The following is a 13,403-nucleotide window of genomic DNA, read 5'->3' as shown; positions in this document are numbered from 1 at the left end:
CCTGTGGAATGCTGTAAAATATTTTGTTAAGAAATTATTCCTGAATTGTCCTGAACGTCAGGTTGATCCTCGGCGTTTTTATTTTTGTTGTGGGTGGAAGCCGGTGAAGCCAATGGTCCTGGGTAACTCCCTTCATCACAAGCAGGCTTCCGTTTTCCAGGAATATTTCTGCTTTTTCTTTGGTGGTTTTATGTTTGAATAAAAACTTCCTTTCCGCTCCGAAACTTAAGGAAGCAATGGCACCATGTTTTTTCAGGTCCTTTTCAGCATCGCTGTGGTAGGCCATTCCCTCGCTGCCGTCATGGTATAAATTCAGGAGACAGGAGTTGTAGGTTTCACCCGTCAGCTCTTCGCATTTCTGTTTTAGCCCCAATAATTCAGGCGTCCAGATTTTAGCATGTTTTGTCCATTTTGAATAGGTGTATTCAAACGGTTTTTCCCCGAACCAAGCCACTTTCCTTTTGGTTAAAATCAGTTTCCCGAAAATCACGGCTTCATCATGTTCCCACGGAATCTGATTTAATAAATAATCAAAATAAAAATCCAGCTTCTCTCTGGAAAAAACTTTTCCGTAATAAAGCGCGGTTCCGTCTTTGGGAAGAATATTTAAAGGGTAATCTGATATATTTTCGAATAGGTTCAACATAAAATTAAGGTTTGTATTTAAATAAAACATTAAGATTCATTAAGTTGATAAGAATTGTTAAGCTGCTCTGCTTAAGAAAGTATACTAAAAAATCAGAATAATTTATCTTAGTGAGCTTCATTTCTTAAAATAAATCTTAATGGTTTAAATAAAGTTTTATGGTAAAATAGGATTTTCAGAATACATCCTTGAACTTTCCCAGCCAATCATCATTTGTTTCCGATCACTTCCCCATCGGTAACCTCCAAGATTTCCCGAAGACTGAATCACCCGGTGACACGGAATCAAAAAAGCGACGGGATTGCTTCCGATAGCCGTGCCTACAGCCCGGGAGGCTTTGGAGTGCCCGATTTTTCCGGCTAAACTTCCATATGTTGAGAGCTTTCCCATGGGAATGGTGAGCAGGCTTTCCCAGACCTTCAACTGAAAATCAGTCCCTTTTAAATGGAGTTTTACCGTATTCAGTTCTGTCCAGTCTTTATCGAAAATGGACAATGCATTTTTCTGAAGATCATTATGCTCCTCAAAAAAAGAGGCATTGGGAAATTTAAGCTTTAAATTCCCCAATGCCGTTTCTTTATTATTTTCAAATGCCATGTAACAGATCCCCTTTTCGGTAGAAGCGGTGATAACCGTCCCAAAAGGGCTTTCTGAAAAGCTGTATTGAATACTGAGGTTCTTCCCCCCGTTTTTATATTCTGCCGGAGACATGCCTTCGATTTTTACAAACAGGTCATGCAGCCTGCTTGTACTCGAAAGGCCCGTTTCATAAGCGGCATCAAACAAGCTTGCTTTTTCTTCTTTTAACAGGCTTTTTGCATGTTCCAGGCTGATGAACTGCAGAAATTTCTTCGGACTGGTTCCTGCCCAGTCTGAAAACATCTTCTGAAAATGGGCCGGACTCAGATTAATCTGCTCCGCCACTTCATCCAGTCCCGGCTGAAGTTTAAAATTACTCTGTATATATGCTATTGCCCTGGCAATTCTGTGATAATCTATCTGGCTCTGTGTAGACATGGGATACATTTTTATTTCACAAATTTCCAAAGAATCTATGGCAGAAAAAATCCGGTTCCTGCGGAATTTTAATTATTATTATAAATATGATAATACGCAAGCATTTTGTAATACAGCTTCGCTGCCAGGAATGCGCTTGGCTTTGCCATCGGTGAATCCATTAATTCTACAATGTCAAATGCGACTACATTACATTTTTCAAATACCTTTTTTAATAATTCCAGTGTCGGGTACCACTGTAAGCCGCCCGGCTCGGGAGTTCCCGTTGACGGTGCGATGGAAGGGTCAAAAGCATCAAGGTCAATGGTAATATACACGTTTCCTGAAACTTTTTCCAGCACATCGTTTACCCAGTTTTCATTATTGGCAATTTCATGGGCGAAAAACACTCTTCCTTCAGGCAGATATTCGGTTTCTTCAACATCCATGGAACGGATTCCCACCTGTACCAGGTTATGCTTCTGGTTGGCTTCAAAAACCGCACACGCATGGTTGGAAGTTGAGCCGTGGAACTCAGGACGCAGATCAGTATGCGCATCCAGCTGAAGAACCGTCAGGTTATCATACTTCTCCCCTACTGCACGGATGGAACCTATAGACACTGAGTGCTCACCTCCGAAAAGGGTAAACAGCTTGCCGTCATTGTCTAAAAGTTCTTTTGTTTTCTGGTACACCGCTTCCGTCATAGCTTCAGGCGTCTCATTTTCAGAAATTTCACCAGCCAGATATACCCCTTCAAGATAAGGCTCAGTCTGGGTTTCGATGTCATAAAGCTCCATGTTTTCAGAGGCATCCAGGAACAGCTGCGGACCTTTGTCAGCTCCCTTTCCCCAAGTTGAAGTTCCGTCATAAGGAACGGTTACCAGCATTACCTTTGAGTTCTCCAATGATGCGTTTTCTTCAGGAATTCCTGCGTATGTCTTCATAATGTTTTTAAAGTTAAATGATTTTTGCAAAGATAGTAAAAGATGGAAGCCCGTAGTTGGAAGCTTGAAATTTTTGCAGTGAAAAAATAAATTCGTCTCGATTTCCAAAACTCTCGTTGATCTTGAAGATTACGTATCGGCAACTTTTAAAATAATCACTTGAGAATTGCATTTCACAACCATCCTTCATCCAGCTTCTGGCTTCCAGCCAAATTTCCCTACCTTTGTAAAAAAAATCAGAATATGTCATTAAAAGCTGTGCTGTTCGATATGGATGGCGTTATTGTAGATACAGAACCTTTGCACAGAAAAGCCTATTTTAAAACATTCGAGGAACTGGAAATTGCAGTTTCCGAAGGTATGTATACTTCTTTTACCGGGGCCTCCACAAAAAGAGTCTGCGAAACCCTGATTGCCAGGTTCAACCTTACCCATACGCACGAAGATATCGCCACCATCAAAAGGAATTATTTCAAGGATTACTTTTATAACGATGATGAATTTGATCTGATTCCCGGGGTTAAGGATCTTATTGAACATTACCATGAAAACGGGATTACGCTGATCCTTGCTTCTTCAGCAACCATGACCACCATCAATATGGTTTTTGAAAAATTCGGACTGGAAAAATATTTCAGCGGGAAAATAAGCGGTGCCGATTTAAAGGAATCCAAACCTCATCCTGAAGTTTTCCTACTGGCAGCTGAAATGGCCGGACAGCCTGCTGAAAACTGTATGGTGATTGAGGATTCTACCAACGGAATCCTGGCAGCGCACCGGGCAAAGATCTTCTGTGCAGCCTACAGGAGCCCGCATTCTAAAAACCAGGATTATACACTTGCAGATACAGTGGTTTCAGATTACCCTGAACTTGAACTCGATAAAATTTCAAAATATTTTTAAATGCAAAAGCTCTCAGGGAATAATCTGAGAGCTTTTGTTTTGTATAGCCTGGTTAAAACCAGTTAATCTGATTTTTTGTTACTGATGATTGTTTCGTCGCTTCCGCATCTCGCAATAACCCGTATTTATTAATATCCGAGAAGCTTCAATACGTCTTCCGGTTCCTGTTTTTCCCGGAAAATTTCATACTGCAGATCGCCGTTCTCATCTTTCTGAATCAGGATATGCCTTGGCTGAGGCATCAGGCAGTGATGGACCCCGCCGTAACCGCCGATGGTTTCCTGATAGGCTCCGGTATGGAAAAACCCGATATACAGGGGCTTGGTATCACTAAATACCGGCAGGTAGATCGCATTGGTATGCTGTTCTGAGTTATAATAATCATCTGAATCACACGTCAGGCCGCCTAAGAATACCCTTTCATACGTATCCTCCCAACGGTTCAGCGGAAGCATGATAAAGTGCCTGGAAATCGCCCAGGTATCCGGAAGCGTGGTCATGAAAGAAGAATCGATCATATTCCATTTTTCCCTGTCGTTCTGGCGTTTCTGGGAGATAATCTTATAAATGTTCGCACCGCTCTCCCCTACCGTAAAACTCCCGAATTCGGTATAGATATTCGGTTCTTCCACTCCTTCTTCTTCACAGAATTTCTTAATCTGGGAAACAATTTCCTCTACCATGTACTGGTAATCGTAATCAAACTGCAATGAAGTCTTGATCGGGAAACCGCCGCCGATGTTCAGTGAATTCACTTCAGGAGCAATTTTCTTCAGACGTGCATATACGCGAAGGCATTTATACAGTTCATTCCAGTAATAGGCCGTGTCTTTGATCCCGGTATTGATGAAGAAATGGAGCATTTTCAGTCTTGCATTCGGGTGCTCCGCAATCTTCTGGCTGTAATACGGGATGATATCCTTGTATCCGATCCCCAGTCTTGAGGTATAAAATTCGAATTTCGGTTCTTCTTCCGAAGCAATCCGGATTCCGATATCGAAAGTGGTGTCAATGCTTTCCGTAAGCTTGTCCAGCTCGCGGTAGTTATCCAGGATCGGCGTAATATTTTCAAAACCGCTGTTGATCATATCTGAAATTTTCGCCAGATAATCATCGGTCTTGAATCCGTTGCAGATCACTTCAATGTTTTTGTCTACTTTCCCTTTCTTATAAAGCGCTTTTACAATATCCATATCGTATGCAGAAGACGTTTCCATGGAAATATCATTCTTCAAAGCTTCTTCAATAACAAAATTGAAATGGCTGGATTTTGTACAGTAGCAGTATGTGTAGTTCTTTTTATATTCGGTCTTTTCAAAAGCCTCTTTAAACCAGCTTTTTGCTTTTTGAATATTCTGAGAAATTTTCGGAAGGTAACTTACCTTTAAAGGGGTTCCAAACTTTTCAACAACATCCATCAGGGGAATATCGTGAAACAACAAATTGTTTTCAGAAACATTGAATTCTTCTGTTGGAAAATACAATGTCTGATCAATAAGTTCCGAGTATTTTATTTTCATTTCTAAACAAGTGAATTAAGAATGCAAAATTGCTAAAAAAGTTTGATTTTTTAGTTTTAAATTTTCTTAAAGTTTTCACAGATTTCAAATTACTCAGATTGGTATCATCTATGGAATTTTCAGCGTTATTTCCTGCCGACAAATATCATGAGATCGCCTTTTTCATATTCAATGGAAACCTCATCCTCCACGGCAAAATTCCGGGTCCCGATTCTTGAGGTAATGCTCAGATTTCCATGGGTCAACCCCCAGTTCAATCCTGTTGTGGTTATGTTCTCAGCAACAGGAAAAGGGTACAAGGAAACGAGCTTACTTTTTGTATTTTTAACCGTAATTTTTTTTGGAATAAAGTAATATTCAGAAAATTCATCATAAAATTTGATGTCTAAATGTTCCTTAAATAAATAAGCTACCGTCAGATTTCCCAAAAAATGGTCCTGCTCTCCTCCGCTTCCGCCCAACACATCAACCTGTACAAAGCCTTTTTCCACGATAATTTCCAGGGCTTTCTGAAAATCCGTTTTGTCCTGATCCGGTGTATAAATGAACTTTTCGTCATATATATTTTCGTCTTTCCCCGAATGCGAATCAAAATCACCGGAAATAAAATCAAGCTTATCCAGTGGGAACCTCAGATTTTTCAGATAATGAAAAGCACCGTCCGTGCACGCGATCAAACCATATTCTTCAATTTCCGGAAAAGATGCCGGCGGATCTCCGTTGATGAACAACAGTACTTTATCTTTCATTCGGGTTCCAGTATTCTTCCGGTTCGCTGTTGATTTTTGAAATATATCTTGCCAGCACAAACAGATAGTCTGAAAGCCTGTTTAAATATTTTATTAATTCAGGACGTACTTCTTCCGATTCATTTAAGAAAACCAGGGAGCGCTCTGCCCTTCTGCAGATGGTTCTGGCGGCATGCAGAAACGTTGCCGGCTTACCTCCGCCCGGCAGAATAAAATACTGCAAAGGTTCCAGCTGCGCTTCAAAAGCATCCATCCAGTTTTCCAGCGCTTCAATTTCGGTATCGGAAATAATTAACGGGAGGCGGGATTTTCCGTTGGCCAGCATCAGTTTGTCAACCGGGGTGGCAGCTTCGGATCCTACGGTAAATAAATCAAACTGGATTTTCTTAAGCTGTTTCAGGACATCTTCGTCTTTAATGTGGCTTTTAGCGATTCCGATGAATGAATTCAGTTCGTCTATATTCCCGTAACTGTCTACCCTGGCACTGGCTTTCGAAACCCTCGTTCCGCCGTACAGGGCAGTCTGGCCTTTATCTCCTGTTTTTGTGTAAATTTTCATACGACTAAAATACTTTTTTATCATAAAGCTGACAAATTTTTTGTTAAAGCTATTTTCGCCGGAAAATCAAAATAACTTCCTTTTGATCTTTAAATATCTGTATGATAATCACTATTTAATGCAAATAAATCAAATTATACGGAGTAAGAATGTTAGAATATGCTTCAAACACTATTGTAAACATTTAGCTAAATTCGCTGTAATCTGCTGCTTTAACAGATTTTTTGAAGCGTATTTCATAGATTATCATAGCAAAAAAGATCAACCCTCCCCCTAATAATAACCTTACGGTAATATTTTCATTAAGGATAAAAAATGAAGCAACCGTTCCGAATATGGGTTCAAACAAAAAGATAACTGCTATTTTTTCTGCTGACAGATACATTTGGGAAAGCATAGATACTGAGTACATGTACGCTGTTGAAAAAACGGAACAAAATACTATTGCTAACCAAAAGCTTTTATTATCCGGAATCCAGCTTGTTTTGACATGGTCAAAGTTTACATACAACAGGCAAAGCAGTGCACAGCATACAAACATCGGAACTATCGTATTGCGGATATTTATTTCAGCAGTATATTTTTCGACCTGCAGTAAATACAGTGAAAATGCTAACGTACCGGCAATCGCATAAAGTGTTCCCTGATTAAAGGTAAAATCGCCTGAAACCGCAATGACAAAAAGACCTGTTAAAGCAATAAGAGATGCCGTCCAGGTTTTAACCGGCAATACTGTTTTGAAAATTATTCTTTTTAATACCGGAACAATGATCACACTAAGTCCGGCAATGAAGGTACATTGGGATGCATCGATTAATTTTAATCCATTGATCTGCAGGATAATGCTTGATAACAAAGGGAAGGCCAGAAGAAATCCTGCTGTAATCTCTTTTGAAGAGGTTGATTTAAATTGCTTTCTGAAAACAACGGACAGGACAAATGTTGCCAGTATAAATCTATACAGTAAAAATAAGGCTACTGAAGAACCCTGCACTGCAAGTTTAGTAATGGGAAATGACATTCCCCAGAAACATGTTCCAAACAATAATAGTAGTAAATAAAGGTTTTTCTTTTTCATTTTTTCTTAAATTGCATTAATGGACCTGCACAGTTTGAAATATTTTCTGGCTCTAGCTGAAGAGCTGCATTTTTGGAACACGGCTTCTAAAATGAACATCACCCAATCAGCCCTGAGCCGTAATATACAATCGCTTGAGAGCGAACTGGGGATACAGTTGTTTGACCGTAATAAAAGAAATGTAAAATTGACCGCTGCAGGAAAATTTTTAAAAGAGGAGTGGGCAAAAGAACTGAACCAGCTGGAATCAATTCATGAACTTGCCAAAAAAATTCATTTCGGAGAATATGGCCTAATCAAAATTGCGCATCCCGATTCAATTTCATCTTCAATTCTGCCGGATTTTATATCACGCCTTGTCAACAGATTTCCTCAATTAAAAATTGAACTGATACAGCTCCGGTATGAGCATCAGGATGAATTTCTGAATGATTATAAAATTGATCTTGCATTCACACGGGATCTGAACAAATCAAAGCTTATCAACAGCCGTAAGCTACAGTCTGAGAAACTTTCACTCGTAGTTCCTTCAGAACATCCTTTATGTTTCCCGGAAGACATAAATTCTGAAACACTGCAAAATGAAAAATTTATACTCACAGCAAATGATCATGAAAGCAGCTACAACCATCTTATTCAGGAAGTCTTTGCATTTTATAACATAAATGCAGAATCTTATATCATGTGTGAATTCGGTTCTACAATAATATCATTGGTTAAGAATAAATCAGGCATTTCTATTCTGCCGCATTCTTATTCCCACCAGGAAAATCCCGGAGTAAAGTTTATTGATCTGCCATTTCAAACAGACCTGTTTATCAATTGGCGAAAAGACGATCCGAATCCAATTGTTAACAATATTCTGGAACTGATCTAAGAATCAGCTCTTTTTACCATTTCAATATGCAGAATTCCATCTTCATCATATTCCTCTCCATCTTCTGTAAAGCCTAAAGAACTATAAAATTTCTGAAGATACACCTGCGCACCTATTCTTATATCATGTTCGCCAAATTCGGCCCTGCAGAATGCAACAGATTTTTCAATAATCTCTTTTCCTATACCCATACCCCTGAATGCCGGAGCGGTGATTACTCTTCCGATAGAGATTTCATGATAAGATAATCCTGCAGGCAGCAGTCTGGCATAGCCGGCTAGCTGACCATTGACATAACACATTAAATGGTAACTTTCCTGATCTTTGTTGTCAATGTCCTGATAAGCACAGTTCTGTTCTACAATGAATACTTCATTCCTCAAGTTCAGAATGCTGTATAATTCCGTAATGTCTAAATCATTGAATGATTTAATTAAAATTTCTCTTTTCATATGGTGCAAATCTAATCCATACAGTAATGCTGAAAAATGCTATTTTTTAATTAACTGATCCAAATAACGCATTAGTTTCATCCTAAGAAATAATTATTTTAATAGTATATCCTGATATTTCCTCAGTTGTAAAAAATAATTGAAAATTTTATCCGCTGATAATCATGTATTCTAACCTTTTTGTAAGTACATGACTAATCAGTAGGTACTTGTAGAAAGGTATGTGCCTGCTTAGCTTTATCCGGATATAATCATATAAAAATTAACAGAATATGAAAATTTTAGTATTTGGAGCAACGGGCTCACAACAATTTAATGTAATAGGAGAAGCAAACAAAAAAGGTGCGGAAGTAATTGCTGCTACCAGCTCGGAAAAGAGTTTTGAAAAGCTGTCCCAGGCAGGTGCAACACCGGTACTGGCAAACCTGAGCGATGCAGATAAAATGCTGGAGATTACAAAGGGAGTTGATGCAATTGCTTTTATGATTCCTGTATCGTTACCCAATCCTGTTGACGGATTAACATATTCAAAAAATGTAATTGATGCAGCCAAGGCCAACAATGTAGGTAAAATCGTATGGAATACCAGCGGCTGGCTGGAGTCACAGAAAATCGGGTCTCCGGTGGATGACGTTAAATTAGATGTCAGAGCGTATTTAATCAACAGCGGACTGGATTATGTTATTATAGAACCTACTATCTACATGGAAAATATGATGGGTGCGTTCTGTGCCCAGTTCATTACAAATATGAAAAAAATAGCCTATCCTACACCTGAAGCCATGCCAATAGGATGGATTGCGTCCCGCGATGTAAGTGCCTTCGTAGTAGAAGCTATTTATAATAAGCACCTAAAGGCAGACGCTTTCAAAATCAGCGGCCTGGAAAATCTGAAAGGAAATGATTTGGCAGAACAGTTTTCCAAAGGTGCAGGAGAAGAGATTGCTTATTATCCGCAGAAGCCACAGGAGTTTGGTGATATCATGAAGCCGTTTGTAGGGGAAGCGGGAGCCCTGAGCGTGGCAGCTTATTACGAAAGCCTTCAGAATGCCGCTGAATATCCGCCTAAGTTCAATGCCCATATGAACGAAATCCTGGAAAAGCTTCCTGTAAAAATGACATCTCTGAGAGACTGGGCAGCTGACCATAAAGACTTCTTTTTCAGGGATAATATATAATTAATCACTAAAAATATTAAAAAATGACATCAATTGAAGTTATAGAAGCCTATTCGGATGCTCTGGCAAAAGGAGATACGGCTGCCGTATTCTCATATTTCAGTCCTGACGCAAAATGGCATCAGCCGGGCAGCAACAGGTTTTCAGGAACTAAAACAGGAATTGAAGCCATTGTCCAATTTCTGGGAGAAATGATGGAAGTTACAAAAGGGACATTACAAATACAGGTAAAAGGACCCATGATGTCCAATGGTAATATTGTGGCATTCCCGGTTCGTTTTATTGCTGAAAATGGTGATAAGACCATTAATATGGATGGCATTGATATTTATGAAGTAGTAAATGAAAAAATTGTCAGTGTGATGACTTTTTCTCAAGATCAGGCAGGTGAAGACGGGTTTTGGAAATAATTTGCCGAATAATTTGTATTATGCTGAAAGAGTATTCTTAACGGATGCTCTTTTATTTTTATAATAATTATGAAAAAATATCTGTCTGAATAATAATTACATCAAGTGGTTAAAACCAAATGCAGCCAGCTGCTCAATAATAGGTAACGTACTGAGGCCTTTTTCAGATAATGTATACTCTACTCTCGGCGGAATCTGAGGAATTGAATGAACTGGTGAACCAGTTCATGTTTCACCAGTTCATTCAATTCCTGGATAAGCATTTTTTCGCTTATTCCGGGGATTTTACGTTTCAGTTCTCCGTATCTTACTTTCTGATCATTGATCTGATATAAAATCAGCAAGGTCCACTTACCGCTCAGGAGCTGAAGAGATTTCCGGACCGGGCAGTTTTCATCACAAATATTAATTTCGCTTAAATCCATTGATATACAGTATTTCTTACCTTTTAGTATGTACCTGATTATTCGTAGGATACAGCTGCAAAGGTAAGGTAATATTCTTCTGTTATCAAATTAGAATGAAAATGGCCTTCCGCTTTTCTATGTTGCACTTTAATTCGTTGAATATACCTGACTGAAAGCAACCATAACCTAAAAATCCTTTGCCTGAAATTCAGTACAACAAAATGATCCAGAAACTGAATAGTAAAAAGAATTTGACAGGCAAATGAAATTGGTATAACTGCAGTTTAACCTTTATTGAAAATTTCTTTGGGTATCCAGATATTTACCGGAAGATCTGCTTAGAGAGCAGTTAGACTTTTAAGATATTCAGACGTTGTCATGCCTGTCTGCATCTTAAAAAATCTCATCATATGCCCGGGCTCTGCATAGTTCAGGCCATAGGATATTTCTGAAACTGTTTTGTTTGAGTAAACAAGCTGATCTTTTATTTCTGCAAGTAAACGCTGCTTAAGAAGCTCTGTAGCGGTAATATTATACTGATCCTTAACTGCTTTATTAAGGGTGATCCTGCTGATATTCAATAAAACGGCATAATCTTCAATGTTTCTTTTCTGGCAGATGTGCTTTTCAAGAAGGGATTTATACTGTACTGCGTAATTTTTATCATCTTTCTCAACCTCCAGATGATTGGCCGCAGCATACCGCCTGTTTATACTCTGCAGAAGGTAGTACAAAATAGATCTGATAATGTGAACGCTGTCCTTTTTTGTCTGTGTAAGCTCAGTTTTAATTTCTGCGAGAAATTCATTAAACCTTTTCATTTCCGAATGGCCTACATTGAGCAGTAATTCATGATTATGCTGATAAAAAAACAGCATTTTATGCGTGAAAAATTTATCTGCGAAGAACTCGTTCAGAAAATCTTCCTTAAATATTAAAGTCCTGAACTCAAGCCCTTGATGCTTTATTTTCCAGGCTCTCCGCTGAAATGCTGAAATGAAAACAATACAATTATCATGGATATCTATTTTCTTGTCATTAATATATAATTTTCCCTCAGCTTTTGTGAAAAATACAACCTCAAAATAGTCTGTATTATGCACGTCGTTTTGCAGATAACTGATTGTGTTCTGATTCAGAACATTAATGAAAAAATCTACACCGCACTCGGTCTTATGAAAATTGATGGTTCGCATGACATTTCTTATGAATCAAATATACAATGAATTAATTTCAATATCAAAATGGTACCGGACGATTAAAAAAATCGCTGTGGAGATTCACATCAAAAGGAAATGAATTTAAATCGGTTTCCATTAGCAAAACTTAAAGCAGACGCTAACAGTCCTGCAATTCTGAATCTGGAAGAGAGCCCTGTACATTTTTCAAGCATTAAAAAATTAACAGCTCAAATTTTCTTTTTCATTAGCTCAGTAAGATATAAGTTAAATCATCATGAGATCAGAGTATAAATTGATTTATCAAAATGGCATGATATAGTATATTTTAGATATTTAAAAAACATCCATCGAACCCGACCTTTGTACCCGTATTACTGATTCAGATAAATTCAGAAAATAATATGATGAATCAGGTAAAATAAAAAATTTATGAAAAAAGTAATGTTAGCGATGGCGCTTACGCTGTCATACATCTTATCCTATGGGCAGATCAGTGCAGGTACAGACCCAACAGTCCAATTAGTCCGGAATGCAACCTTAATCATTGAATACGGCGGAAAAAAAATACTGGTAGATCCTATGTTTTCTGAAAAGGGGGCTATCGATTCGTGGGCAGGAATTCAAAAAAACCCTACCGTTGAACTTACCATGCCTTTAGAAGATATTGTGAAGGATGTTGATCTGGTGATGGTAACCCATACCCATGAAGACCATTTTGATCAGCCGGCAAGTAAAACCATTGATAAATCCACAGAAATAATTATACAGCCTGCAGATAAAGATTTCTTTAAAAAGGAAGGCTTTTTTAATGCATCTGTTTTAGAAAACCAGAAAGACTGGAACGGCATAACAATTCACCGTGTTGAAGGGCAGCACGGAAGCGGTGAAGTATTAAAAATGATGGGAAAAACATCCGGATTTGTATTGCAGGCGAAAAACCTGCCGACGATTTACATCGTGGGAGATACCATCTGGACGGAAGACATTAAAAAGGATCTAAAAAAGTTCAAACCGGATTACATTATTGTTAATTCAGGAGGTGCGCAGGTAAAAGGCTTCGGCAATACCCCGATCATCATGAACGAAACACAGACCATGGATTTAATACGTGCTAGCGGAAAAGGAAAAGTAATAGCAATTCATATGAATGCTTTGGATCATTGCTTTACAACAAGAGAAGTTTTGAAAAAGAAAGCAGCCGGATTAAAAATCGGCCCGGATAAATTAATTATTCCTGAAGACGGCGATGTAATCAAACTTTAAAGTTATCCTATCATACATATGTCATGCTGAAGATGTGATTATTGAAATTAATTTTAATGCGAAGCCCCCCTATCTGATAGCGGGGCTTCTTTCTTTTATGTTCGCAAAAGTATCCTTTAAATATGGTCCCTTTATCAAAGAGGTCATTTAAACTTTTCTATAAAAAAAGGCTTGCTTATTTTTGTGTTGCGAGACATAAAAAGATAAAGCAAGCCTATGATGTACCAAGTACTTGAC

The 13,403-nt window shown here is 38.4% G+C and carries 16 protein-coding genes; 5 read left to right on the top strand and 11 right to left on the bottom strand.

Annotated elements, in window-relative coordinates; genetic code table 11:
• Positions 1–34: 34 nt before the first annotated feature.
• From ASE55_RS10555 to speB, 3 genes are all read right to left on the bottom strand, one after another.
• Positions 35–646 (bottom strand): alpha-ketoglutarate-dependent dioxygenase AlkB family protein, encoded by a 612-nt coding sequence (locus ASE55_RS10555; protein ID WP_128414550.1) that lies wholly within the window; start codon positions 644–646, stop codon positions 35–37.
• A gap of 156 nt (positions 647–802) precedes the next feature.
• Positions 803–1,663 (bottom strand): bifunctional helix-turn-helix domain-containing protein/methylated-DNA--[protein]-cysteine S-methyltransferase, encoded by an 861-nt coding sequence (locus ASE55_RS10550; RefSeq protein ID WP_185116290.1) that lies wholly within the window; start codon positions 1,661–1,663, stop codon positions 803–805.
• 68 nt (positions 1,664–1,731) lie between these two features.
• A complete protein-coding gene (gene speB, locus ASE55_RS10545; protein ID WP_056218978.1) occupies positions 1,732–2,589 on the bottom strand; it encodes an agmatinase in 858 nt (285 codons plus the stop codon).
• 243 nt (positions 2,590–2,832) lie between these two features.
• Between speB and ASE55_RS10535 the strand changes: the two genes are divergently transcribed.
• Complete coding sequence (locus ASE55_RS10535; RefSeq protein ID WP_056218972.1) at positions 2,833–3,492, top strand: HAD family hydrolase; 660 nt, start codon at positions 2,833–2,835, stop codon at positions 3,490–3,492.
• 128 nt (positions 3,493–3,620) lie between these two features.
• On the opposite strand, the gene ASE55_RS10530 is transcribed toward ASE55_RS10535, so the two are convergent.
• From ASE55_RS10530 to ASE55_RS10515, 4 genes are all read right to left on the bottom strand, one after another.
• Positions 3,621–5,012 (bottom strand): arginine decarboxylase, encoded by a 1,392-nt coding sequence (locus tag ASE55_RS10530; RefSeq protein WP_056218970.1) that lies wholly within the window; start codon positions 5,010–5,012, stop codon positions 3,621–3,623.
• Between the two features lie 125 nt (positions 5,013–5,137).
• A complete protein-coding gene (locus tag ASE55_RS10525; RefSeq protein WP_056218967.1) occupies positions 5,138–5,761 on the bottom strand; it encodes a thiamine diphosphokinase in 624 nt (207 codons plus the stop codon).
• Positions 5,751–6,320 carry a cob(I)yrinic acid a,c-diamide adenosyltransferase gene (locus ASE55_RS10520; protein ID WP_056218964.1) on the bottom strand — a complete coding sequence of 190 codons (570 nt, stop codon included), beginning with the start codon at positions 6,318–6,320 and terminating at the stop codon, positions 5,751–5,753. The genes ASE55_RS10525 and ASE55_RS10520 overlap by 11 nt, the downstream gene beginning before the upstream one ends.
• 184 nt (positions 6,321–6,504) lie before the next feature.
• Positions 6,505–7,398, bottom strand: a complete 894-nt coding sequence (locus ASE55_RS10515; protein WP_056218961.1) for a DMT family transporter — start codon at positions 7,396–7,398, stop codon at positions 6,505–6,507.
• Between the two features lie 19 nt (positions 7,399–7,417).
• On the opposite strand from ASE55_RS10515, the gene ASE55_RS10510 reads away from it, so the two are divergent.
• On the top strand, positions 7,418–8,275 hold the full coding sequence (locus ASE55_RS10510) for a LysR family transcriptional regulator (RefSeq protein ID WP_056218958.1): 858 nt from the start codon (positions 7,418–7,420) through the stop codon (positions 8,273–8,275).
• Here ASE55_RS10510 and ASE55_RS10505 read toward each other — a convergent pair.
• Positions 8,272–8,727: a GNAT family N-acetyltransferase gene (locus tag ASE55_RS10505; protein WP_056218955.1), complete on the bottom strand. Its 456-nt coding sequence runs from the start codon at positions 8,725–8,727 to the stop codon at positions 8,272–8,274. The two genes, ASE55_RS10510 and ASE55_RS10505, sit on opposite strands and share 4 nt — an antisense overlap.
• A 272-nt stretch (positions 8,728–8,999) precedes the next feature.
• Here ASE55_RS10505 and ASE55_RS10500 point away from each other — a divergent pair, with 272 nt between their 5' ends.
• The gene (locus ASE55_RS10500) at positions 9,000–9,905 is read left to right on the top strand and encodes an SDR family oxidoreductase (protein WP_056218952.1); all 906 of its coding nucleotides are present in this window, start codon (positions 9,000–9,002) and stop codon (positions 9,903–9,905) included.
• A 23-nt stretch (positions 9,906–9,928) separates the two neighbouring features.
• A complete protein-coding gene (locus ASE55_RS10495; protein ID WP_056218949.1) occupies positions 9,929–10,315 on the top strand; it encodes a nuclear transport factor 2 family protein in 387 nt (128 codons plus the stop codon).
• A gap of 96 nt (positions 10,316–10,411) precedes the next feature.
• On the opposite strand, the gene ASE55_RS20760 is transcribed toward ASE55_RS10495, so the two are convergent.
• The 3 genes from ASE55_RS20760 to ASE55_RS10485 all read right to left on the bottom strand — a co-directional run bounded on the left by ASE55_RS20760 (position 10,412) and on the right by ASE55_RS10485 (position 11,918).
• A complete protein-coding gene (locus ASE55_RS20760; protein WP_262483817.1) occupies positions 10,412–10,510 on the bottom strand; it encodes a winged helix-turn-helix transcriptional regulator in 99 nt (32 codons plus the stop codon).
• Entirely contained in the window at positions 10,495–10,740 is a 246-nt protein-coding gene (locus ASE55_RS10490) for a winged helix-turn-helix transcriptional regulator (protein ID WP_262483816.1), read from the bottom strand. Before ASE55_RS10490 ends, ASE55_RS20760 begins: the two co-directional genes overlap by 16 nt.
• 320 nt (positions 10,741–11,060) lie before the next feature.
• Positions 11,061–11,918: a helix-turn-helix domain-containing protein gene (locus ASE55_RS10485; protein WP_056218947.1), complete on the bottom strand. Its 858-nt coding sequence runs from the start codon at positions 11,916–11,918 to the stop codon at positions 11,061–11,063.
• A gap of 414 nt (positions 11,919–12,332) precedes the next feature.
• Here ASE55_RS10485 and ASE55_RS10480 point away from each other — a divergent pair, with 414 nt between their 5' ends.
• Positions 12,333–13,166, top strand: a complete 834-nt coding sequence (locus tag ASE55_RS10480) for an MBL fold metallo-hydrolase (protein WP_056218944.1) — start codon at positions 12,333–12,335, stop codon at positions 13,164–13,166.
• Positions 13,167–13,403: the final 237 nt, after the last annotated feature.

Source organism: Chryseobacterium sp. Leaf201, from assembly GCF_001421435.1.
Lineage (GTDB): Bacteria > Bacteroidota > Bacteroidia > Flavobacteriales > Weeksellaceae > Chryseobacterium.
Note: the sequence above shows the minus strand (reverse complement) of the source record. Positions and strands in the feature narration are given on the sequence as shown.